General features: G+C 35.7%; 24 protein-coding genes, 3 tRNA genes and 2 pseudogenes. 18 read left to right on the top strand and 11 right to left on the bottom strand.

Annotation, left to right across the window (positions count from 1 at the left end):
• The first annotated feature begins 164 nt into the window (after positions 1-164).
• Both QWZ06_RS26530 and QWZ06_RS26525 read left to right on the top strand, forming a co-directional pair.
• A complete protein-coding gene (locus tag QWZ06_RS26530) occupies positions 165-347 on the top strand; it encodes a hypothetical protein (protein WP_290302148.1) in 183 nt (60 codons plus the stop codon).
• Positions 268-690, top strand: coding sequence for a hypothetical protein (locus tag QWZ06_RS26525; RefSeq protein WP_290302146.1), 423 nt, complete (start codon positions 268-270; stop codon positions 688-690). The genes QWZ06_RS26530 and QWZ06_RS26525 overlap by 80 nt, the downstream gene beginning before the upstream one ends.
• Before the next feature lie 280 nt (positions 691-970).
• Here the strand turns inward: QWZ06_RS26525 and QWZ06_RS26520 are convergent.
• Positions 971-3,513, bottom strand: a pseudogene (locus QWZ06_RS26520) (ATP-dependent Clp protease ATP-binding subunit).
• 151 nt (positions 3,514-3,664) lie between these two features.
• Here QWZ06_RS26520 and QWZ06_RS26515 point away from each other — a divergent pair.
• The 5 genes from QWZ06_RS26515 to QWZ06_RS26495 all read left to right on the top strand — a co-directional run bounded on the left by QWZ06_RS26515 (position 3,665) and on the right by QWZ06_RS26495 (position 7,392).
• Positions 3,665-3,889, top strand: a complete 225-nt coding sequence (locus QWZ06_RS26515) for a uroporphyrinogen decarboxylase (protein ID WP_290302144.1) — start codon at positions 3,665-3,667, stop codon at positions 3,887-3,889.
• A complete protein-coding gene (locus QWZ06_RS26510; protein ID WP_290302143.1) occupies positions 3,889-5,001 on the top strand; it encodes a glycosyltransferase in 1,113 nt (370 codons plus the stop codon). Before QWZ06_RS26515 ends, QWZ06_RS26510 begins: the two co-directional genes overlap by 1 nt.
• A gap of 99 nt (positions 5,002-5,100) precedes the next feature.
• Positions 5,101-5,520, top strand: coding sequence for a SufE family protein (locus QWZ06_RS26505; protein ID WP_290302142.1), 420 nt, complete (start codon positions 5,101-5,103; stop codon positions 5,518-5,520).
• 2 nt (positions 5,521-5,522) lie between these two features.
• Positions 5,523-6,488: a glycosyltransferase family 9 protein gene (locus tag QWZ06_RS26500; RefSeq protein ID WP_290302141.1), complete on the top strand. Its 966-nt coding sequence runs from the start codon at positions 5,523-5,525 to the stop codon at positions 6,486-6,488.
• Positions 6,489-6,492: 4 nt separating this feature from the next.
• Positions 6,493-7,392: a glycosyltransferase family 2 protein gene (locus QWZ06_RS26495; RefSeq protein ID WP_290302140.1), complete on the top strand. Its 900-nt coding sequence runs from the start codon at positions 6,493-6,495 to the stop codon at positions 7,390-7,392.
• 78 nt (positions 7,393-7,470) lie between these two features.
• On the opposite strand, the gene QWZ06_RS26490 is transcribed toward QWZ06_RS26495, so the two are convergent.
• The 4 genes from QWZ06_RS26490 to QWZ06_RS26475 form a co-directional block, all read right to left on the bottom strand.
• Positions 7,471-7,545 (bottom strand) — tRNA-Val (locus QWZ06_RS26490).
• A 32-nt stretch (positions 7,546-7,577) separates the two neighbouring features.
• Positions 7,578-7,652: transfer RNA gene (locus QWZ06_RS26485), tRNA-Val, on the bottom strand.
• 33 nt (positions 7,653-7,685) lie between these two features.
• Positions 7,686-7,760 (bottom strand) — tRNA-Val (locus QWZ06_RS26480).
• Positions 7,761-7,809: 49 nt separating this feature from the next.
• Complete coding sequence (locus QWZ06_RS26475; RefSeq protein ID WP_290302139.1) at positions 7,810-9,054, bottom strand: bifunctional folylpolyglutamate synthase/dihydrofolate synthase; 1,245 nt, start codon at positions 9,052-9,054, stop codon at positions 7,810-7,812.
• A 185-nt stretch (positions 9,055-9,239) separates the two neighbouring features.
• Between QWZ06_RS26475 and QWZ06_RS26470 the strand changes: the two genes are divergently transcribed.
• The 6 genes from QWZ06_RS26470 to QWZ06_RS26445 are packed head-to-tail and all read left to right on the top strand — an operon-like array spanning position 9,240 to position 13,440.
• Positions 9,240-10,565: a TolC family protein gene (locus QWZ06_RS26470; RefSeq protein ID WP_290302138.1), complete on the top strand. Its 1,326-nt coding sequence runs from the start codon at positions 9,240-9,242 to the stop codon at positions 10,563-10,565.
• Position 10,566: 1 nt separating this feature from the next.
• Positions 10,567-11,157 (top strand): SprT-like domain-containing protein, encoded by a 591-nt coding sequence (locus QWZ06_RS26465; protein WP_290302137.1) that lies wholly within the window; start codon positions 10,567-10,569, stop codon positions 11,155-11,157.
• A 2-nt stretch (positions 11,158-11,159) separates the two neighbouring features.
• On the top strand, positions 11,160-12,242 hold the full coding sequence (locus QWZ06_RS26460) for a mannose-1-phosphate guanylyltransferase (RefSeq protein WP_290302135.1): 1,083 nt from the start codon (positions 11,160-11,162) through the stop codon (positions 12,240-12,242).
• Between the two features lie 31 nt (positions 12,243-12,273).
• Positions 12,274-12,939 (top strand): hypothetical protein, encoded by a 666-nt coding sequence (locus QWZ06_RS26455; protein ID WP_290302133.1) that lies wholly within the window; start codon positions 12,274-12,276, stop codon positions 12,937-12,939.
• Complete coding sequence (locus QWZ06_RS26450) at positions 12,908-13,165, top strand: GNAT family N-acetyltransferase (protein ID WP_290302132.1); 258 nt, start codon at positions 12,908-12,910, stop codon at positions 13,163-13,165. Before QWZ06_RS26455 ends, QWZ06_RS26450 begins: the two co-directional genes overlap by 32 nt.
• A gap of 5 nt (positions 13,166-13,170) precedes the next feature.
• Positions 13,171-13,440 (top strand): GNAT family N-acetyltransferase, encoded by a 270-nt coding sequence (locus QWZ06_RS26445; protein WP_290302130.1) that lies wholly within the window; start codon positions 13,171-13,173, stop codon positions 13,438-13,440.
• Between the two features lie 71 nt (positions 13,441-13,511).
• Here QWZ06_RS26445 and bcp read toward each other — a convergent pair whose 3' ends face one another.
• Positions 13,512-13,961, bottom strand: a complete 450-nt coding sequence (bcp, locus tag QWZ06_RS26440) for a thioredoxin-dependent thiol peroxidase (protein WP_290302129.1) — start codon at positions 13,959-13,961, stop codon at positions 13,512-13,514.
• A 33-nt stretch (positions 13,962-13,994) separates the two neighbouring features.
• On the opposite strand from bcp, the gene QWZ06_RS26435 reads away from it, so the two are divergent.
• Positions 13,995-14,615 carry an endonuclease III domain-containing protein gene (locus QWZ06_RS26435; protein WP_290302128.1) on the top strand — a complete coding sequence of 207 codons (621 nt, stop codon included), beginning with the start codon at positions 13,995-13,997 and terminating at the stop codon, positions 14,613-14,615.
• 89 nt (positions 14,616-14,704) lie between these two features.
• On the opposite strand, the gene QWZ06_RS26430 is transcribed toward QWZ06_RS26435, so the two are convergent.
• From QWZ06_RS26430 to QWZ06_RS26420, 3 genes are all read right to left on the bottom strand, one after another.
• Positions 14,705-15,151 carry a DinB family protein gene (locus tag QWZ06_RS26430; protein WP_290302127.1) on the bottom strand — a complete coding sequence of 149 codons (447 nt, stop codon included), beginning with the start codon at positions 15,149-15,151 and terminating at the stop codon, positions 14,705-14,707.
• 5 nt (positions 15,152-15,156) lie between these two features.
• Positions 15,157-15,720, bottom strand: a complete 564-nt coding sequence (locus tag QWZ06_RS26425; RefSeq protein ID WP_290302126.1) for a hypothetical protein — start codon at positions 15,718-15,720, stop codon at positions 15,157-15,159.
• A gap of 111 nt (positions 15,721-15,831) precedes the next feature.
• The gene (locus tag QWZ06_RS26420) at positions 15,832-17,628 is read right to left on the bottom strand and encodes a DUF885 domain-containing protein (RefSeq protein ID WP_290302125.1); all 1,797 of its coding nucleotides are present in this window, start codon (positions 17,626-17,628) and stop codon (positions 15,832-15,834) included.
• Positions 17,629-17,796: 168 nt separating this feature from the next.
• On the opposite strand from QWZ06_RS26420, the gene QWZ06_RS26415 reads away from it, so the two are divergent.
• The 4 genes and pseudogenes from QWZ06_RS26415 to QWZ06_RS26395 all read left to right on the top strand — a co-directional run bounded on the left by QWZ06_RS26415 (position 17,797) and on the right by QWZ06_RS26395 (position 20,462).
• Entirely contained in the window at positions 17,797-18,258 is a 462-nt protein-coding gene (locus QWZ06_RS26415) for a hypothetical protein (RefSeq protein WP_290302123.1), read from the top strand.
• A 176-nt stretch (positions 18,259-18,434) separates the two neighbouring features.
• Entirely contained in the window at positions 18,435-19,139 is a 705-nt protein-coding gene (locus QWZ06_RS26410) for a MotA/TolQ/ExbB proton channel family protein (RefSeq protein ID WP_290302122.1), read from the top strand.
• 12 nt (positions 19,140-19,151) lie between these two features.
• Positions 19,152-19,549, top strand: a pseudogene (locus QWZ06_RS28080) (ExbD/TolR family protein).
• A 22-nt stretch (positions 19,550-19,571) separates the two neighbouring features.
• On the top strand, positions 19,572-20,462 hold the full coding sequence (locus QWZ06_RS26395) for a ferric siderophore ABC transporter substrate-binding protein (protein WP_290302118.1): 891 nt from the start codon (positions 19,572-19,574) through the stop codon (positions 20,460-20,462).
• Between the two features lie 15 nt (positions 20,463-20,477).
• Here the strand turns inward: QWZ06_RS26395 and QWZ06_RS26390 are convergent, their stop codons facing one another.
• A complete protein-coding gene (locus QWZ06_RS26390; protein WP_290302116.1) occupies positions 20,478-20,870 on the bottom strand; it encodes a hypothetical protein in 393 nt (130 codons plus the stop codon).
• Between the two features lie 36 nt (positions 20,871-20,906).
• Positions 20,907-21,272 carry a four helix bundle protein gene (locus tag QWZ06_RS26385; protein WP_290302114.1) on the bottom strand — a complete coding sequence of 122 codons (366 nt, stop codon included), beginning with the start codon at positions 21,270-21,272 and terminating at the stop codon, positions 20,907-20,909.
• Positions 21,273-21,289 lie beyond the last annotated feature (17 nt).

Genomic DNA, 21,289 nt, shown 5'->3' with positions numbered 1-21,289 from the left:
TTGACCCGGCAAAAATACAACTAAATAAATTCGTAAAAAAACCATAATTTTAAACATTGATAAAAACGATATTAATATAAAACACGATTAATAAAGTTTTTGAATGATAAGCACAGATGAAAATGTGATTATGTATACCTTAGAACAAAATAAAATATTTAGATATGAAAAAGTTTATTATTTCCATGATGCTGATGGTTTCAGGATCTGTATTTTCCCAGGTTTCAATAGGCACTCCAGTACAGGAAAACAATAAATGGACGTTTGGTGGTGGGATCGGCCTTGGATTTGGAAGCAACAGCTCTTTACCTGCAGGCTTCTCCAAGAGTAGGGTATCGTCTTACTGAAGATCTGGAAGCAGGGGCGGTGGGAAGTGTATCTTGGCAAACCTCAGATTATTATAGATCCACGATGTTTGGAATAGGACCGTTTACTAATTATTATATTGCACGATCATTTTATTTAAGTGCCAATTTCCAGCATTATTTCATCAATTATAATGATAAATACTACGATTATAAGTACAACAGAGAAGAAAATGCATTATACCTTGGAGGAGGATATATGCAGAGAATCGGAAATAATTCTTTCATGCAGATTGGGTTGATGTATAATGTACTTTGGAAAGAACATTCCAGTGTCTTTTCAAACGGCTTAGTCCCGAATATCGGATTTGTAGTAGGCCTCTAACCATTATATTATATATATTGAAAAGCTCAGCAGTATTCCATTTTATCGAAGATAAAATCCTTGCGCCTTAAAACGCACTGCACATAAAGACCTTTTGCGCCTTGGCGTTTTCCAACAAAAATTACTGTGTGTAAATATTATCTTGCAGATTTTCCGGATCACGCAGATCATTTAAACTTCACAATATAAATTCAATAGGAATGCACTTTAGCCAAAACCTATAAAAGCAAAAAGCACCAGGAAAATCCCGGTGCTTTTCTATTGAAATTAAATTATTTATTTAAGATTGAGGTGAAGATTTTTCAGCCGCTGATTTCTTAGGCTTTGAAGTTTTTCCTCCTACTAACCCGTCTTTTGCTTCGTTAAGCTCAAGAATTACAGTTTCTCCTTCATTCAGTTGTTTATTCACAAGCATTTCTGCCAATAAATCCTCAATGTATTTCTGGATCGCTCTCTTCAATGGTCTTGCACCAAAGTCTTTATCCCATCCTTTTTCAGAAATAAAGTTTTTCGCTTCTTCAGTTAATTCTACTTTATAACCTAATTTTTCAAGTCTGCCATACAGTTTGTTCAGTTCAATATCAATGATTTTCTTGATATCATCCTGTACAAGAGAGTTGAAGATTACAATATCATCAATTCTGTTTAAGAATTCCGGAGCAAACGCCTTTTTAAGTGCATTTTCGATTGTACTTCTTGCTCTTGAGTCTGAAGTAGTTTTCTTAGCCGAAGTACCAAATCCTACACCATCTCCGAAATCTTTAAGATCTCTTGTTCCGATATTGGAAGTAAGGATAATGATCGTATTTCTGAAGTCGATTTTTCTTCCTAAACTATCTGTAACATGTCCTTCATCAAGGATCTGTAACAGAATGTTGAATACATCCGGGTGAGCTTTTTCAATCTCATCCAGAAGAACCACAGCATAAGGTTTTCTTCTTACAGCTTCAGTTAATTGACCACCTTCTTCGTATCCAACGTATCCCGGAGGCGCACCAACCAATCTTGAAACCGCAAATTTCTCCATGTATTCACTCATGTCGATACGGATAAGAGACTCATCAGATTCAAAAAGTTCTCTAGCCATTACTTTTGCAAGCTCGGTTTTACCAACCCCGGTTGTTCCAAGGAAGATAAATGTACCGATTGGACGGTTAGGATCTTTAAGACCAGCTCTGTTTCTTTGAATAGCTTTCACTACTTTTTTCACAGCGTCTTCCTGACCGATTACTTTTCCGTTCAGTTTTTCATCCATCTGAGCCAATTTATCAAGCTCATTTTTACCTACTTTCGTTACAGGAACTCCACTCATCATAGAAACCACTTCCGCTACATTTTCTTCACTTACGGTTTCTTTTTTCTCTTTAACATCTTTATCCCATTTTTCCTGAGCTGCATTCAATTCCATCTGAAGACGTTCTTCTTCATCTTTAAGCTTTCTTGCCTCAAGATAATCCTGAGCTTTTACAGCCTTTTGTTTCAGCTCTTTGATATCTTCGATTTTCTTTTCAAAATCAATGATTTCAGTAGGAACTTTCATGTTCTTGATATACACTCTTGACCCTGCTTCGTCCATCGCATCAATCGCTTTGTCCGGTAAAAATCGGTCTGTAATATATCTTGATGTCAAATTGACACACGCATTAATAGCTTCAGGAGTATAAATTACGTTGTGATGCTCTTCATACTTATCCTTAATCTGGTTCAAAATCTGAATGGTTTCCTCAATAGAAGTAGGTTCCACCATTACTTTCTGGAATCTTCTTTCTAGAGCTCCATCTTTTTCAATATACTGACGGTATTCGTCCAGAGTAGTTGCTCCAATGCATTGAATTTCACCTCTTGCCAAGGCAGGTTTAAACATATTGGATGCATCTAGACTTCCTGTAGAACTTCCTGCACCTACAATAGTGTGAAGCTCATCAATGAATAGGATGACATCTCTGTTTTTCTCCAACTCAGTCATGATGGCCTTCATTCTTTCTTCAAACTGACCACGGTATTTAGTTCCGGCTACTAAACTTGCCAAATCCAAAGTGATCACTCGTTTTCCGTAAAGAACTCGGGATACTTTTTTCTGTTGAATTCTTAAAGCCAACCCTTCAGCAATCGCAGATTTACCAACTCCCGGCTCTCCAATAAGAAGAGGGTTGTTTTTCTTTCTACGGGATAAGATCTGAGAGACTCTCTCAATTTCTTTTTCACGACCAATTACAGGGTCTAATTTTCCATCTCTGGCCAAAGACGTTAAATCTCTACCAAAGTTGTCCAATGTAGGGGTTTTGCTTTTTGCTGAGCCTAAGTTTCCTGTAGGCTTTCTCATTTGCTCGAATTCCTCTCTTTCATCATCATCATCATAAGCACTCATTTGTGGTGACTGCCCGGAATTTTTAAGCATAGTCTGGTACTCTCTTGAAACACCTTCATAGTCGATGTCATAAGCTCCCAAAATATTTGAAGTAGGATCCTCATATTTATATAGAATACCTAAAAGCAGGTGAACGGTATTAATTTCATTGCTTTTGTATTGTCGGCATTCTAACTCCGCACGTTAATAGCATGATCTGCCATTTTGGTGAAAGAAATATTGGTAACCTCCTCAGAAATAGGATTAAGACTTGCTGTATTTAGAGTTTCAATTTTTCTTCTGATTTGTGTTAAATCCGCATTGAGGTTTTGAAGGATTTCTTTAGCAGAGTTTTCCGTTTTTATAATACCTAAAAGTAGATGTTCTGTATTAAGAAATTCACTTTTCAGCCTTTTAGCTTCGCTTTTGCTTTGTTTGAACACCTGGCTCAAACCTTGTGAAAACTTATAATCCATAATATATCTCATTAGAACAAAGGCAACATTACCTTTTATTCATTATCTAAATTACAAATATTTTACCAAAAATCAATAAATGACTTTATGGCAGAAAAAATTTTATTATCTTATTGAAAATGATTAAGTTTGTGATCTTTAAAATTTCCCAATGAATCCTGAAATTATTACTTACGTCGGATACTCAGCCTCAGTTTTTATCGTATTGAGTTTCATACTGAAAGATGTAAGAAAAATCAGAATTGTTAACATGATCGGGTGTGCCTGTTTTGTCATCTATGGTTTCTATAGCGGACCATTATGGCCGGTTATTATCCCGAATGGACTCATCTGCTTTATTCAAATCTATCATTTACTGCTTGGAAAAAAAGCATAATGAAAAAAAAAATAATCACATCAGCCTTCAGTAATTTGTATACAGACCAGCGTATTGAGAAAGTATGCCAGACTTTATATGAAAATGGCTATGAGATTGAGCTGATAGGAAATGACTGGAACGGAGCAGAAGAAATGCAGCGTCCTTATTCTTTTTCAAGAATTCACCTGGGTTCAAAAAGTCTGAAAACGGCTTACTTTGAATTTAACTGGAAACTGTATCATGAACTCAAAAAAAAGGCAGATCAAAATACAATTCTTCATGCCAACGATATCGATGCGTTGTACCCCAACTATCTTATCGCCAAAAAATTAAATATTCCATTGGTTTTTGACAGTCATGAGATTTTTTCGGAAATGCCTGCTGTTCAGGGCAAAATGTCACAAAAACTGTGGCGTTATGTCGAAAAGACTGTCATTCCGGAGTTAACATGGATGATTACGGCAAGTGGAAGTTATGCAAAATGGTTTCATAAAAAGTATGGTGTCAACCCGGATGTGGTTCAAAATGCCCCCCGAAGGTTAGACTTTACCATTACTATTCCACAAAATAATCCTAAAATAGTTTTATATCAAGGTGCGATTAATCCTTTTAGAGGAATTGATAAAGTGATTTTTTCCATGCATCATCTGGATAATGTCCTATTGAAAATAGCAGGAGATGGTCCCAGAAAAAAAGAATATGAAGAATTGGTGGCGAAGGAAAAACTTCAGCATAAAGTTCTGTTTCTGGGAAAACTGAAGCCTGAAGATTTAAGAAAAATTACAGTAACTGCCGATTGTGGAATGAGCATTGAAGAAAATGGAGGCGATAGTTACCTGTATTCTTTACCTAATAAAGTGTTAGATTGTATTCAGGCGAGAGTTCCTTTAATTCTGTCAAATCTTCCTGAACTTCAGAATATTAAAAATCAGTTCGATGTTGGTGAGATCATTAAAGACCATCATCCTGAGAATATTGCTGATGCTGTAAAAAAAGTTTTAGAAAAAGGAAGAATGAGCTATCAACCAGAGTTAGAAAAAGCATCTCAAGCACTTTGTTGGGAAAATGAAGAAATAAAGCTATTGCAGGTTTTTCAAAAAGCTTCTAATTCATTAGGCTTTAAGCAATAGACAGTTCTATTATATAATATTTCTGACATTAGCTTATTGTGTATCGCTTTAAGCCTAAAGCATAATTTACTATCTTTGCACAAAGAAATTTGATTTAAAATGACCATTAAGGAAAAACAGCAGGAAATAATTGACGAATTTGCTTTTCTTGAGGATTGGGAGCAGAAGTATGAGTACATCATTGACCTTGGAAAAGAGCTGAAAGGGCTTCCTGAAGATAAGAAAACAGATGATAACCTGATCAAAGGCTGCCAAAGTAAAGTTTGGATAGATGCTGAATTTAAAGATGGTAAACTTTTCTTTAATGCAGACTCAGACGGGATTTTGCCAAAAGGTATTGTTTCTCTTTTGGTGAGCATTTATAGTGGACATTCTACCCAGGAAATTTTAGATTCCGACTTTGAATTCATTGCAGAGATTGGGTTGCAGGAATTTCTTTCACCATCCAGAGCGAATGGTTTGATGGCTATGACAAAACAAATCAAATTTTACGCAGTTGCTTACCAGCTGAAATCATAATCGTGACCAGAATTTTAGCATATCGTTTTTCTGCATTTGGAGATGTTGCCATGACTGTTCCTGTTTTTAGGGAATTTTTAGAGCAAAATCCCAATGTGGAGATTATCATGGTTTCCAGAAAAAACTTTGAAGCTTTGTTTGCGGGTATTCCTAATGTAATATTTAAAGGAATTAATGTAGATGATTATAAAGGATTCTTTGGATTGAGCCGATTAGGGAACGAATTGATTAAAGAATTTAAACCTGATTATATTGCCAATCTTCATGATGTGATCAGAACTAAGGTTCTGGACAGGATCTATAGGAGAAAAGGCTTAAAGGTTTTTAAAATAGATAAAGGGAAGGAAGAGAAAGAACATCTTACCGATGTCTGGAATCTGGATAAAGTTCAATTGAAAAAAACGGTTGAACGATATGCGGATGTTTTTCGGGCAATGGGTTTTAAAGTAGAACTTTCTCAAAAGCTTAGACCAATTACTGATCATAAATCAGGCATTGGATTTGCTCCTTTTGCCCAACATAAAGGAAAAATGCTTCCACTGGAAAAGTCATTTGAATTGGCCAGACTTTTGGCCCAGAAACATACTGTATATTTCTTTGGAGGCGGAAAAAAGGAAACTGAAACCCTTGAGGCCTGGGAAAGTCAGATTCCGAATACCCAAAGTCTCTCCGGAAAATTAAGTCTTACGGAAGAACTTCAGAAGATCTCGGAACTTGAAGTAATGATCTCCATGGATTCTGCGAATATGCATTTGGCGAGCCTTGTAGGAACCCGATGCGTTTCTATATGGTGTGCAACACATCCTTATGCCGGATTTTTAGGATTTGGCCAAAGTGAAGAAGATGTAGTGCAGGTGAAAGATCTTTCCTGCAGACCATGTTCTGTTTTTGGAGATAAAGAATGCTATAGGGGAGACTGGGCATGTCTTGAAGAGTTCAGTATTCAAAAGGTTATGGAGAAAATCTGAGCAAATGAAACTTTCAATCTGTATTCCTGTCTATAATTTCGATGTCCGTGAATTGGTTTTTGATTTAAAAAAAGAAATTGATAACCAAAGAATTGATGCCGAAATTATATTGATAGATGATGCTTCGCAAGAAAAGTATAAACAGATGAACAAGGAACTTCAAAATGTTACTCCTCATTTTATGTTTCTTGAAAATAATATCGGCCGTTCCAGGATCCGAAATCTTTTTTTGCAATATTCTACAGGAGAATACCTTTTATTTCTTGACTGCGATGGGAAAATCGTAAGGAAGAACTTCTTAAGTAAATACATACAATTTATACAGAAGTACTCAGGAACACAAGTTATGTATGGAGGTCGGGAAGTGCTGGATTCTGCATTAGACCTGAATCATTACTTAAGATGGAAATTTGCTGTTGAAAGAGAAAATCTTCCTGTAGAACTACGTAAAGAAAAACCGTATTTAAGCTTTCAGACCAATAATTTTGTGATTCGAAAAGAGACGTTGGGTAAAGTAGGGTTTAATCCCGAGTTTCAGAAATATGGATATGAAGATCTACTTTTTGCGATGGATCTAAAGGCAGAGCATATTAAAATTGATCATATTGATAATCCGATTCTTAATAATGATCTGGAAAATAATAGTGTTTATCTGGGTAAAGTAGAAGAGTCTGTGGAAAGCTTATCCAATATGCTTAAAGATGAGACTTTGAATTCAAAACTATCAGAGGTTAAACTTGTAAGGGTGTATAATGAGCTTAAAAAGACTCCTTTTAAGGCTGTTTTAGGGCTTTTATTCAATATAGGGGAGGGAAGTATAAGAAAGAAGCTTTCGAAGGGGGATGTGAGTCTCCGTTATCTGGATATGTATAAGCTTGGAATTCTTTTGAGGAAGATGAAATAAACTTTATCCCGTTTGTATCGGATTATAACAGAAACGTGATATAAATAAAAAAACTCTCAGAAATCTGAGAGTTTTTTGTGGGCCCTGAGGGATTCGAACCCCCGACCCTCTGGGTGTAAACCAGATGCTCTGAACCAACTGAGCTAAGAGCCCGAATTTTTTTGAAAGGTTTCGTTTCCTTTCTGTGGGTCCTGAGGGATTCGAACCCCCGACCCTCTGGGTGTAAACCAGATGCTCTGAACCAACTGAGCTAAGAACCCGAATTTTTTTGAAAGGTTTCGTTTCCTTTTCTGTGGGTCCTGAGGGATTCGAACCCCCGACCCTCTGGGTGTAAACCAGATGCTCTGAACCAACTGAGCTAAGAACCCTCTAGACTTTTTTGTTGTTTTCTCGTTTAGAGTGGTGCAAATATACAACTTATTCTTTAAACTCTAAATTTTTTTCTAAAAAATCTCCAACAATAAAGTTACTTCCGCCAATAAAAATCATTTCATCGTTTGTACATCGTTCTTTTGCAGCGAGATACGCTTCTTGAACGGAATTGAAAATTTTATAAAAAATTTTCGCCTCTTGAAGTAAGTTTTCGTAATCTTCGGGATGTCTTCCCCTGTTGATGGAGGGTTTGGCAAAATAAAACTCAGAATTTTCAGGGAGCAAATTCATCACTTCATCTATTTTTTTATCATTCACAAACCCCAAAATGATATGTTTATGTCTGTCTATAGAGTTTAATTGTGAAAAAACATATTCCAAACCTGCCTGATTATGTCCCGTATCACAAATGGTAAGCGGATCTTTTGAAAATTCAAACCAACGGCCAATGAACCCTGTATTCTGATGGACATTCAGTAATCCTGTCTCCAGAGCCTTATCTGTAATCTTTACCTGTAGTTTTCTCAGTTCTTCAACGATACCCAGCACTACACGAATGTTTTTTTGCTGATAATTTCCTTTCAGATCCGAGCTAAGATTCGAATGAAGTAGAGTAGCATCTATAAAAGGAGCATCTTCTTTAATGGCTTTTTCTTTAATGATTGCTCTTACTGTATCATTCTCATCGCCTGAAATGATGGGAGTGTTCTTTTTAATGATACCTGCTTTTTCTCCAGCAATTTCTTCAATAGTATCACCTAATATATTCTGATGATCAAGCTGAACATTGGTAATTGCAGAAACCAGAGGCTGTATAATATTCGTAGAATCCAATCTTCCCCCTAATCCAACTTCAATAAGGGCATAGTCTACCTGTTGCTGATAAAAATATTCAAAAGCCATGATGGTTGTAAACTCAAAGAATGACGGTCGGATATCTTCCGGAATATTTTTAAGCTTTTGAATAAAATCAAAGACAAATTCCTTATTACAGTTTTTACCATTTACCTTAATACGTTCTGTAAAATCGATAAGATGGGGAGAATTGTATAATCCTACTTTATACCCGGCTTCCTGAAGTACAGATGCCAGCATATTGCTTGAAGATCCTTTTCCATTGGTACCGCCAATATGAATGCATTGTATTTTTTCCTGAGGATTTCCAAAATATGCACATAGCTTGGTAATGTTGTCAAGTCCCGGTTTATATGCCTTTTGCCCGTCTGTTTGATAGTTGGGCATTTGTACGAAAAGCCAGTCGATTGCTTCCTGATATTGTTCATTTGTCATGGTACAAAATTCTCAAAAGTTTTATGAAAATGAAACTATTTTTTTTAATCTGTAACTTTTTTATATTTACTTCGTCTAATAGGGAAAAATCTTAATATGAAATCGCTGTGATTTACAAGTTATAATACTGATGAAGACGACACGATTGCATATGACCATTAAAAACAAATAAACATCTACATAATATGAAAAAAGTTTGGATCATCGTTTTTGGATTAGGCTATCTGGGTTTAAGTGCTCAGAAGAAATGGTCCTTAAAAGAATGTGTAAGCTATGCGGTGGAACATAATCTTCAGGTTATCCAAAATCAATATAATAAACAGAATCAGGATTATAATCTTAAAGCAGCCAAGAAAGAATATCTGCCATCTGTATCGGGGAGTTTTATGAACGGCGTGAGTTTCGGACAGGCTTCTCTTGGAGCAGGAAGTTTCAGGAATGATAGATTTAATAATAGTATAGGAGTAAGTGCAGATGTTTTAATCTATAATAATGGAAGGCTCGAAAAGAATGTAAGAAAACTTCAGTTTGATGTAGAGGCGAGCCAATATGATATTGAAACTATTAAAAATGATATTTCTGTACAAATTGCACAACAGTATTTAACAGCCTTATTGAATAAAGAAATTGTTAAGATTTCTCAAAGTGCTGTAGAGAATGCTAAAAAACAATATGACAGAGCAAAGATAACGACTCAGGTCGGAACTACTGCCCAAACTGTTTTAGCCGAAGCTGAAGCTGCACTAGCTAGAGAAAAGCAAAATCTTAAAACAGCGGAAGTAAATGTAGGAAGAGCATTGTTTGCTATTGCTCAGCTTTTACAGCTTACGGATTATAAAGATTTTGATGTGGAAAATGTGGATGTTCCTGATGTATTAGATTCACAATTGGTAAGTGTTGACCAGGTGTTGGCAACAGCTTATGATATACAGCCTCAGATAAAAGCAGCTGAAAGCAGAATAAAGTCAGCTGAAGCACAAACTGAAGTAAGCAAAACAGCATTCTGGCCTACTTTATCAGCGAGTGCAGGTCTTTCTACGTTCTATAATAACATACTTAACGGTGGCCCTGTAGCGAGTAGTCAGCCTGGTTTTTTTCAACAATATAAAGATCAGTTTGGACAAAACGTAGGTGTATCACTTAATATCCCTATTTTCAATAAAGGAAAAACAAAACTACAAGTTGAGCAATCTAAATTAAATGAAAGTGCTAGTAAGATTACTCTTGAACAACAGAAGCAGACGGTAAGACAAAATATACAAAAAGCTCAGTTTGATGCAGATGCAAATCATGAGTCGTATCTGGCAGCGGTAGAAGCAGAAAAGAGTTCCAAATTAGCTCTTGATTTTGCAGATAAAAGCTATGCTGCAGGAAAAACAACGATTTATGACGTGAATGTTGCGAGGAATAATTATGCAAATGCACAGGGATCTGTTGCTCAGGCGAAATATAATTATCTTTTCAGTCTTAAATTATTGAATTTCTATGCGGGAATTCCACTAAGTTTGTAAAATGTCTATCCAATCGTTAGAAAAATATTTACCACAAAATACAATTAAATACTTAAGAATTTGGTTTTCCGACTATTATATTCATATAAAAGTTACAAGAAACAGAAATTCTAAACTGGGAGATTATAGAAAGCTTCCGGACAACTCTCATGAAATTACGGTAAACTCTACGCTTACCCCACAACTTTTTTTCTTTGTGCTTACTCATGAGCTGGCACATCTGATTGCTTTTGAAAAATATGGAAGAAAAATCTCTCCTCATGGTAATGAATGGAAAGTAACCTTTAGAAATATGCTGCTTGAAAGTCTGGAAATCTATGACGAAGAGCTGAAGCCTATCATTGTGAAATTTTCAAAATCACCAAAGGCAAATTTTATGGCGAGCCCTGATTTAGTGAGGTATTTTCATACTGAAAAACAAGATGATAGCCTTCATTTTATTGAACAACTTCAAAAGGGAGAGTTTTTTATATATCGCAACGAAAAGTATTTATTAGAAGGTCTGATTAAAAAGAACTATCTTTGTAAGAACCTGGCTACTGGGAGGAAGTATTCTTTCAAACCTTTAGCGAGAGTAGAAAAATGTAGCTAAGAATGTTAAAATCAGATAGATACTGCGTGATAATGGCGGGAGGGATCGGTAGCCGATTCTGGCCTATGAGCACGCAGAAATTTCCCAAACAATTTCAGGATATTTTAGGAACAGGCCGTACCATGATTCAGCAAACTTATGATAGAATCAGTAAGGTAATTCCTAAAGAACATATATTCGTCATCACCAATAAAGAGTATGTAGCTCTTTCTCACCAACAACTTCCGGAGATTCCTGAAGAAAATATTGTGGGTGAACCTTTGATGAAAAATACAGCGGCATGTAATCTTTACATGGCGAATAAAATTGCTGAAATCAATCCGAATGCTACCATGATTGTTCTTCCGGCAGATCACCTGATCCTGAAAGAAGATGTGTTTTTGGAAAAGGTACTGTTAGCATTTGATCTTGCTTCTAAGAATGATTATCTGGTGACATTGGGTATAACTCCTACAAGACCTGATACTGGCTACGGATATATTCAATTTGTAGAAAAGAAAAATTCAGAATACTTCAAAGTAAAAACATTTACGGAAAAACCGATTCTTGAGATTGCACAAAGCTTCTTAGATAGCGGGGATTTCCTTTGGAATGCAGGGATTTTTATCTGGAATATAAAAAGTATTCACCACGCATTTGAAATGTATCTTCCCGAAATGACACAGCATTTTATGGCATGTGAGTATAATTCGGCAAAAGAAAACAGCTGTATAGAAACGATTTATCCAAAAGTACAGAAAATTTCGATTGACAACGGAATTTTAGAAAAAGCTAAAAATGTATACGTAATTCCATCTGATTTGGGGTGGAGTGACCTCGGAACATGGACTTCCGTTTATGAAAATACAGAAAAAGATAAGAATGGAAATGCTGTAAAATTAAAGCATTTACTTTCTTATAATTCAAAAGGCAATATTATCCGATTAAAAAATAATAACAAAGCAGTCATTATTGATGGTCTAGAAAATTATATTGTGGTAGATACCGATAAGGCTCTTCTTATCTGTCCTAGAGACAATGACCAGCTGATTAAAGACTATGTCCTGGATCTGAAAAGTTTCAAGAAAGGAGACAAGTTTATGTAGTATTTGGTATCTTTTATGCTTATTTTAGGCTATGATTAAATTTACACTTAGATTCACAACGTTCGTACTTTTACTTTTTACAGTTTTAGGATATGCTCAGGAAAAGAAAAAATTTTCAAGTATTCCTAATATATTACAGCGAATCGAACCTGACGATAAGGTAGATTCCTGGACTTTGGTATACAATACCTATGGAAAAGGAGAGGAGATCAAAGTCTCCGGTGGAAAAATGAGTTATACTCCCCAGTTTTCCGGATTTAATCTCTTTCCTAATGAAGATAGCTTTTATTATATAGCATATTCTTCTGGTGGGAAAATTAATTATATTCTTGATACAGAAGCTTTAAAGAGGTTTGTAGGAAAGATTGATAATGCTCAGGAAGCTGCTATACTATTGGCTGCTGACGGTTATATGATTGATGAAGAATTCAAAGATCTTGCAGGAAATTATCATGAAGATCAATCGAATTACTACCTGGATCTTGGAAAATTAACTTCACAGGAATGCCCTTATCAGAAAACACATTATACTTTAACGGTTAATAAAAAGACTGGTATTGTAACAAATGTAAAGGATAATGGAACTTATATTGAGCTTTACAATAAAAAATGTGCTAATAACCCAAGACTTTTAAAAGTCGAAAAAAAAGAAGAACCAAAGAAAGATGAGCCTACAAAAACATCCAAGCGCAGATAATACCTATGAAACTGAGCGATTAATACTTCGCCCCATGTCTGGTGAAGACAAAGATTTTATTTTTGAACTTTATAACAGGCCTAAATTTGTTCAATATATCGGCAACCGAAATGTAAATAGTACTGAAGATGCTGAAAACTATATCCTGAACAGATTTGCTCCACAGATTGAAAGGCTTGGATATGGAAACTATCTTTTAGTAACGAAGGATAGTAATGAAAAATAGGAGCCGTGGGAATCTTTGAAAGAGAAGGTCTTGATGTAGTAGATATCGGATATTCTCTATTGGAAGAATTTGAAGGGAAGGGCTATGCTTATGAAGCTGCTCTGAAGGTGAAATCAATCGGAATGGACGATTTTGGGTTGTCGAAAATATCAGCAATCATTTCGAAAGATAATCTTTCTTCACAAAAATTAATAGAAAAACTAGGACTGACGTTTAAAAAATATGTTACCCTTCCTGGTGAAACAGAAGAGCTTAATTATTACGAAACGGAATAAAATCAAACATTATAGTACAAAAAATCCACAAGTAGACTTGTGGATTTTTTCTTTGTATTTAGCATTAAAAACTATCCTTCTAAGATCTGTTCAGCAGCTGTTTTTGAGGTTACTTTTTCAATAACTCTTGTGCATACCCCATTTTCATCAAAAATAAAAGTGGTTCTTACAATTCCCATATACGTTTTACCAAACGTCTTTTTCTCTTGCCAAACTCCGAATTTTTCAAGAATATCATGGCTTTCATCAGCGATAAGATCATAAGGAAAGGCGAATTTGCTATGAAAGTTTTTCTGCTTTTTTACAGAATCGCCACTCACTCCTAGCAGTTGATATCCTGCTGCTTCAAGTTTAGAATAATTATCACTCAGATTGCAAGCTTCAACGGTGCATGTTGGAGTACTCGCCTGAGGATAAAAGAAAACAACAAGTTTTTTTCCGATTAATTTTGATGAAGAGATTGCTTCTCCATCCTGATTGGTTCCTTCAAATTGAGGTAATTTATCTCCAACTTTCAACATAATGATTTAATTTTGTTCAAATTTAAGGGTAAAATGACAAAAAAGCAAAGAGCTGAGCTCGTTCAGATAGAACTGGATAAATTATATCCTACCACACCTATTCCTTTGGATCATACCGATCCTTATACTTTGATGGTTGCCGTTGCTTTATCTGCACAAACAACTGATAAAAAAGTAAATGAAGTAACTCCAAACCTTTTTGAGGTAGCCGGAACCCCGCAAAGAATGGCAAAACTGGAAGAATTTCAGATCAAAGAATTGATTAAAGAAATCGGACTGTCTAATACAAAGGCCAAGAACCTAAAGAGAATGGCCGAGCTTTTACTGGAAAGACATAATGGTATTGTTCCTCAGACATATGAAGAATTAGAAGCGCTTCCGGGCGTAGGGCATAAAACGGCTTCCGTAGTGATGAGCCAGGGGTTTGGTTTTCAGGCATTCCCGGTAGATACTCATATTCATCGCCTGATGACCCAATGGAAACTTACTTCCGGTAAAAATGTGGTAGAAACAGAAAAAGATGCCAAGAAACTATTTCCCGAAGAAGTATGGAACAAACTTCACCTTCAGATCATTTTCTATGGTAGAGAATATTCTCCGGCAAGAGGAAAAGGGGAGAAGGACTTTATTACCAAAATGATGTTTGAGAAGTAAAAAATCCTGACGTTATACTAAGCAAAATTCCCCTTCTTTGAAGGGGGTGGATTTTTACGCAGCAAAAAGACGGGGTAGTTTGATCGTGATTACATATCCAATAATCTTCTGTGATAATTAATTTGTCCTAAATGATAATCCAGATGAGCAACTAGGTGAATAAGAAAATAATCTGTTGTCATAGGGTTTTCAAAGACAACAAGAGGATATTCTTTTTTAAGATCTTCTTCTGGTAGTTGAGGCAAAACCATGTCTATCATAGTGATTGTGGCTTCAATTTTTTCGATAAGTTCAGCTTTTGGAATATCTTTTAAGGAGAATTCCTGCTCTCGATGTCTTATATATCCGGTATTCCCTAGTTGTGCTCCTATAAAATGATTGATATTTCCTACTAAATGAAGGCAAAGGTTACCAGCTGAGTTGGCAATACTTTTATCAATTTTCCAAAGGTTCTCTTCTTTTTGATAGCTTTCTATCTCTGTCTTCAATTTGTATAAATCTCTATTGAAAAGAGATCTGATGCTTTCTGTGATCATTTGATTTATTGTATTAAAGTTTTAAAATATCCTCTGAAGTGTTTTTTAACCTGATAATCCAAACTACATGTATAATTTACAAAACCATAGATGCTATCATTTCTTTTGAAATTGGATTTATTAAGAACTAATTTTTGATTCAATACATCTGCTGCAATGAATTTTATCTCATTTCTTAATGTTTTTGGGTCTATATTCTTAATTTTAAATTTATGATTGAATACCTGAACTAAAATACCATTCCCAAAATATCCGTTATTATTGTTTAACCAGATTTCTAAAGTATCATTTTTGTAAATACTTTTACATTTATAGTCCTCGAAAATAGCTCTTTGTTCATGGATCCCAATGGAAAAGCTTGAGTTTTGAACAATATAAGCTGTCCTTGTTCGGCTTTCAACTATTTCACTGTTAAACAGTTTTAATTCCGGATACTTTGACAGAAGTTTTAAGGTATCGTTGGATGGTAAATTAGAGTCCACAACTACTTGTAGATCTTCTTTAGCATTCTGGTCTTTGTTTTTGCATGAAAAAGTAAGACTCACAAGAAGCAATAAAAAGACTCTCATGAAATTAGTTTTGTTAAAAGTATAAAATTTGCGTATTACTTGTATTCGTTTTTTTAAACAAAAAATGGGACAATTAAAATAACTGCCCCATTGGTATATCGTTTTGTATAATTATTTCTGTTTTTTCGCCCAAAGCTCCATCTTTCTGTTCAGAACATCCAACGGAAGGCATCCCTGGCTTAATACTTCATCATGGAAGCTTGCCAGATTAAACTTATTACCAAGTTCTTTCTGATATTTTTCTCTCAATTCACGAATTCTTAAAGACCCGATTTTATATCCTAAAGCTTGTCCCGGCATAGCCATATATCTTTCCACCTCAGCTACTGCAGCTCCTTCATCATAGGAGATATTGCTTAGGAAGTATTTAATAGCTTCTTCTCTGGTCATTTTTCCAGTATGTATGCCTGTATCTACTACCAACCTTACTGCTCTCAGCATCTGGTCACTTAAATACCCCATTTTTTGATAAGGATCCGTGTATAATCCGAATTCAGGGCCTAAGGTTTCACAATAGTGTGCCCATCCTTCTCCATAAGCACCAAACCATCCGAATCTCATGAATTTTGGAAGCTTTGTATTTTCCTGTTGAAGAGAAACCTGATAATGGTGCCCCGGAATCGCTTCGTGTAAGAACAACGATTCCATTCCAGAGGTTACATTGAATTTGGTAGGGTCAGGAAGAGGAACGTAGAAAATTCCGGCTCTTTTTCCGTCAGGAGTTCCCGGGATATATTCTGCACTGGCACTGGCTTCTCTGAATTTTTCCGTTTGCCTGATTTCAAACTTTGTTTTCGGAGTTACGTTAAACATCGTTTTCAGCTTTGGAGTAATCTTGGTCAGAATACTGTTGAATCCATTTAAAACATCTTTAGAAGTTTTATAAGGCATTGCTTTAGGATCTGTTTTCACGTAGGTGATAAACTCCTCCAATGTTCCTGTAAAACCAACTTGTTGTTTTACTTTTTCCATCTCTGCACGAAGCATGGCAACCTGTTGCTGCCCGATTTTGTTGATCTCATCAGGCGATTTTTTGGTAGTAGTCCAGCTTTTTACATAATACCCGTAAATTTCATTTCCGTTGGGAAGGCTGTTGTATCCGTCTGTATCTCTACCTTTTGGCAAATACTCTTTTTCCAGGAATATTCCCATTTTAGTATAAGCAGGAATGATCTTTTTAGTAATGGCATCCTTATAAAGTGCTGAGAATTTATCTTTTTGAGCCTGAGTAAAACTCTTTGGGAAGTGTTTAATAGGTCCATAGAAAATATTTTTTTCCATATCCTGAGTCGTAATCTCTTCAGCTTTCATTTGAGGGATCATTTTGACAATCAGTTTTTTAGGGAGAACAACCTTATTGTTGATCCCATCGCGGAAATTATCTGCTGCTGCATCCATCCATTCCGGGAGTTTTTCCATTCTTTTCAGCCAGTCGCTATAATCTTTTTCAGTTTTGAAGGGTTGGCTTCCTTGTCCGCTGCCATACAGAGGGAAGTTTAATGGAAGACCTCCGAACTGAGTGAACGGGATATATTCAGGGTGATAGGCATATGCTTCAATTTTATCTTTTAAAGTATAATCCAATACGTCATATACTACCTTATCTTCATCGGAAAGGGTTTTATAATCTACATTTTCCAATTGCTTTTGTACTGAGTTGTAAAAAGCGACTTCTCCTGAGATGAAGTCTTTATCAATATTGATGGGAAGCTGGTCGTTATATCTTAGGTCTCCCTGAGAAGTAGCGTCTAAAGGATAGAGTTTAAGATACTGTTCGTAATAATTGGATGCAATAGAATCCAGATTGGTAGGCGTTACCTTCGTAAGGGGAGAATCGGTCTTTTTGCACGAGGCAAGACCCATTATCAGTCCTAATCCCAGAATACTTTTCGATAAAATACTTTTCATTTTCAGAATCTTTATAAAGCAAAAGTAAGTATTATTGGGAGATTCATCACATTCTGGGAATTGATTTTAAAAAATAATATTCAAAATCCTTTTCACATTAAATCAATTTTTTATCTTTGTCTAAAACGTTTAACAATCATATTATTACAGTTCTTTTTTTAAGAAAAAATGAAAGGGATTTTAAAAATTTACCATCCGGAGGAAACGCTAAAATACAATATTAGAAACACTTATTGTAAGGCAGTTTACAGCAACCAGCAACATTTTTTAGAGGTTGAAATTATTACGGATGACGGTTTGGATCACGTAGACGATGATTCATTACAGTACAAGTTTCCGCAGCTTTCACTTGAGATCTTCGATTTTCCTATCGACTCTGCGGAAATAGAAGGAAAAACAATAAAAATCAATGACTCTGATGAAGAAACTTATACAGAGGTAGATCTTTTCGATGATGAAGATGCCTATGTCTACGATAATGAGCTTCTTTTCGAGAAAAACGAAGAGGGCGAGCTTCAGATGATATGGAAGGGAACCATTGATGATTTCTATACCGGATCAGATACTCCGATTCCTTTTAGGTTAAAATGCGAGTTCAAACAGGATGATATTGAAGTAGACGAAGACTAAACGCTACTGATTCTTCCTTTTTAATAGCAGATTTCTTTTCAAAATTATTTTTTGGAAAGAAATTTGTTGTTGACACATAATAACAAACTTTAAGTTGTTTTTAAGCAATTTTTAAGAGAGCAATTCATAATATTCCACTACATTTGTCGTTGAAACTTTAATAAAATTCACATTTAATGCTGTTAACGGAACTTTCTCAGATTTTATTTGCACAAATCACTACACCTGCAGTTGCCGCAGACAATTTAGAATTTTCATTCTGGAAAATCATGTTCCATGGAGGAGCCTTCGCTAAAATAGTGATGATGACCGTATTATTACTTGGAGTATTTTCCCTATATCTGTTTTTTGAAAGATTTTTCTTTATTAAAAGACTGACTTCAAAGACGGATTCTAACTTCATGAATAATATTGAAGACTTTATTAAGGCAGGAAAAATAGAAGCTGCTGCTGATTATTGTAAAACACAGAACTCTCCGGAAGGAAGAATTCTTGAAAAAGGGATCTCAAGGCTTGGCCGTCCTGTTTCTGATATCGTAAGTGCGATGGAATCGCAGGCTCAGGTAGAAGTGGCCAATATGGAGAAAAACCTGAATCTTTTGGCTGTAGTACCCAGTATTGCACCAATGTTAGGTCTTTTGGGAACGGTAATCGGGATGATTATTGCCTTCTTTAATCTATCACATGCAACAGGTTCTTTCTCTCCGAAAACACTTTCAGAAGGTATCTATACGGCATTAGGGCAGACTGCTGTAGGTCTTGCTGTAGCAATTCCTGCTAACTTCTGTTACAACATTCTTTTAACGAGAATTGATAAATTTGTATTGAAGGCTCAGAATATGTCAGGAGAATTTTTAGACCTTATCAACAAACCTTTATAAATCTTTCTTAAGATGAAAATTCAGAGAAGAAATAAAGCAAATCCGGAATTCAGTTTAGCAGCGATGACAGATGTTATCCTGTTGATGCTGATTTTCTTTATGATTACATCGTCTGCAGCCAATCAAAGTGCTATAGAGGTGAATTTGCCAAAGCCGGAGCCGTTGAAGATAATATTCCCAACCCTGTTGTGGTAAGTATTAAGCCGGACGGATCTTATTTTGTGGATGATAATCCTGTAAATAAAGGAGAACTTGAGCAGATCATTGCAGATAAATTATCAGGGCAGACTAATAAATCTTTCACAATCAGAGCTGATGAAAATACCATGCACAAAGATGTTGTTTTCGTTATGGAAATTGCTGAAAAACATAAATTTAACATTGCTATTGCAACGGTTAAGGATAAATAAATGCTAAGAATCATTTTTTAAGATGAGAAGCTACACTACAAACAGAAACGAGGAAAACCGAGACCGGATAAAGAGTGCATTACTCTCTGTCCTGATTTGGGCTGCCATTTTGCTTTTTGTTTTTTATTATAAATTAAAACCAGAGCTGGATAAAGAACCCGAAGTAGTGACTACCATGTTAGTGAACTTTGGAGACAACAGAAACGGGAATGGTGCTGAAGAACCCGCGGAACAACCAGGAAGTCTGGCTGCTGAGACAGAAGTCGTAACACCGGAACCTGTAGAAGTTCCAGTTCCTGAAACAAAAACAGAAATAAAGCCTGAACCGGTAGTGAAACCCGAGCCAAAGAAAGTAGAAGCGAAGGAAAAAGTGATTACTGGAAATAATTCAAAAAATACAGTTCCTAAAAAAGAGGAATCTAAAAAAGCAGAGAAAAAAGCAGCTACAAATACAAGTACAGCTAAGAATACTAAAAAATCTGGAGCTGCAAAAGCCAATTCAAAGACTGGAAACGGTGACGGACAAGGAAATGCCGCTATTGGTAAGTTTATTGGCGGAAAAGGACAGAAACCTGGTGGACAGGGTGATGGAAATGGATCTGGTAATGCAGGAGATCCGCTAGGAGGTGAAGGAAATGGTGACAGTAAAGTAGGAATTGATAGAAAACTGGTAGGATATATTCCCGGAACAATGGGAAGAGGAGGAGCACAGCCATCTCACAGCTGTACAGCCAGTGGATCTATTACGATTGCTTATACGGTAGATAAAGCAGGAAACGTAGTGTCAGCAAGAAGAGCAGGAGGAGTTTCAGATCCTTGTGTATCATCTACATCTGTTAGCTGGGTGAAGAAATATGTAAAAGCTGAAAAAGCCAATGTATCTTCCAGTGGAACTTATAAAATTACATTCTAAAAATACAAAAGCACTTTATTCAAGTGCTTTTTTTAATTCATTGATTCTGTTAATAATTGGGAGGGCAAAAATTCCACTGGTCTGTAAGTACAGCTCATAGAACGTTTTAGCCTTATCCTGAAAATCTTTATTTTGATCTTCTCTGCCCTTGAAGTAGAAAAGGTTTCCAAGCATTTCGTAATAGTCTTTATGATCCCTTTCCTGTCTTTCATTGACAAGGGCAATCATTTCTTCTTTAGTCATTGAAGATACTTCCGTAAAATTCATTTTGAAAATATCTCTCATCAGAGTATCAAAATCCAACTCTTTCTGTAGTAAGCTTTCTTCAGGCTTATCAAGGATCAGTTTTTCTAATGCCTGGCTTAGCTGGCGGATGAGTCTTAGGGTAAATTCTTTATCTGTAATCATAATGGGTAGTTTTGCCGCTAGTTGCTAGTTGCTGAGTTATGTGCGCCAGCTTAGCTGAACGTATTTTATAAAATTATTTATTTTTCCTCCTAATAATTTATATTGTTCTGATTTGTCTTTAAATTCTTGGCTTAATTCCGGGTAAAGTCTTGTTATTTTTGATAAATGACATACCGTTTCATCACAACTTGCCTGAGAATAAGTAAGGAATCTGATGAAGTCTCCTTTGTAATTATTTCTTCCATAGCCTTCTGCAATATTTGTAACAACTGAGTCTGCCGAGCGTCTTAATTGACTGCCAAGCTCATATAATTCATACTTTGGTAGTTGTAATGACAATTGATGCGTTTCAACAAACAACTCAAAAGCAATGTTATAAATATCAAGTTTATTGTAGCTCATATATCATTTTTAGCAGT

Source organism: Chryseobacterium tructae (assembly GCF_030409875.1).
GTDB classification, from domain to species: Bacteria; Bacteroidota; Bacteroidia; order Flavobacteriales; family Weeksellaceae; genus Chryseobacterium; species Chryseobacterium tructae.
The sequence above is the reverse complement of the archived record's forward strand: the minus strand, read 5'-3'. Positions and strand labels throughout refer to the sequence as shown.

Excerpts from the sequence above, each read along its gene's own strand:
- QWZ06_RS26515 (WP_290302144.1), top strand. The coding sequence starts at position 3,665 with ATGAATCCTGAAATTATTACTTACGTCGGATACTCAGCCTCAGTTTTT.
- QWZ06_RS26530 (WP_290302148.1), top strand. The coding sequence starts at position 165 with ATGAAAAAGTTTATTATTTCCATGATGCTGATGGTTTCAGGATCTGTA.
- QWZ06_RS26435 (WP_290302128.1), top strand. The coding sequence starts at position 13,995 with ATGACAAAAAAGCAAAGAGCTGAGCTCGTTCAGATAGAACTGGATAAA.
- QWZ06_RS26505 (WP_290302142.1), top strand. The coding sequence starts at position 5,101 with ATGACCATTAAGGAAAAACAGCAGGAAATAATTGACGAATTTGCTTTT.
- QWZ06_RS26470 (WP_290302138.1), top strand. The coding sequence starts at position 9,240 with ATGAAAAAAGTTTGGATCATCGTTTTTGGATTAGGCTATCTGGGTTTA.
- QWZ06_RS26395 (WP_290302118.1), top strand. The coding sequence starts at position 19,572 with ATGAGAAGCTACACTACAAACAGAAACGAGGAAAACCGAGACCGGATA.
- QWZ06_RS26385 (WP_290302114.1), bottom strand. The coding sequence starts at position 21,272 with ATGAGCTACAATAAACTTGATATTTATAACATTGCTTTTGAGTTGTTT.
- QWZ06_RS26430 (WP_290302127.1), bottom strand. The coding sequence starts at position 15,151 with ATGATCACAGAAAGCATCAGATCTCTTTTCAATAGAGATTTATACAAA.
- QWZ06_RS26420 (WP_290302125.1), bottom strand. The coding sequence starts at position 17,628 with ATGAAAAGTATTTTATCGAAAAGTATTCTGGGATTAGGACTGATAATG.
- QWZ06_RS26510 (WP_290302143.1), top strand. The coding sequence starts at position 3,889 with ATGAAAAAAAAAATAATCACATCAGCCTTCAGTAATTTGTATACAGAC.
- QWZ06_RS26495 (WP_290302140.1), top strand. The coding sequence starts at position 6,493 with ATGAAACTTTCAATCTGTATTCCTGTCTATAATTTCGATGTCCGTGAA.
- QWZ06_RS26455 (WP_290302133.1), top strand. The coding sequence starts at position 12,274 with ATGATTAAATTTACACTTAGATTCACAACGTTCGTACTTTTACTTTTT.
- QWZ06_RS26390 (WP_290302116.1), bottom strand. The coding sequence starts at position 20,870 with ATGATTACAGATAAAGAATTTACCCTAAGACTCATCCGCCAGCTAAGC.
- QWZ06_RS26450 (WP_290302132.1), top strand. The coding sequence starts at position 12,908 with ATGAGCCTACAAAAACATCCAAGCGCAGATAATACCTATGAAACTGAG.
- QWZ06_RS26425 (WP_290302126.1), bottom strand. The coding sequence starts at position 15,720 with ATGAGAGTCTTTTTATTGCTTCTTGTGAGTCTTACTTTTTCATGCAAA.
- QWZ06_RS26410 (WP_290302122.1), top strand. The coding sequence starts at position 18,435 with ATGCTGTTAACGGAACTTTCTCAGATTTTATTTGCACAAATCACTACA.
- QWZ06_RS26475 (WP_290302139.1), bottom strand. The coding sequence starts at position 9,054 with ATGACAAATGAACAATATCAGGAAGCAATCGACTGGCTTTTCGTACAA.
- QWZ06_RS26460 (WP_290302135.1), top strand. The coding sequence starts at position 11,160 with ATGTTAAAATCAGATAGATACTGCGTGATAATGGCGGGAGGGATCGGT.
- QWZ06_RS26415 (WP_290302123.1), top strand. The coding sequence starts at position 17,797 with ATGAAAGGGATTTTAAAAATTTACCATCCGGAGGAAACGCTAAAATAC.
- QWZ06_RS26465 (WP_290302137.1), top strand. The coding sequence starts at position 10,567 with ATGTCTATCCAATCGTTAGAAAAATATTTACCACAAAATACAATTAAA.
- bcp (WP_290302129.1), bottom strand. The coding sequence starts at position 13,961 with ATGTTGAAAGTTGGAGATAAATTACCTCAATTTGAAGGAACCAATCAG.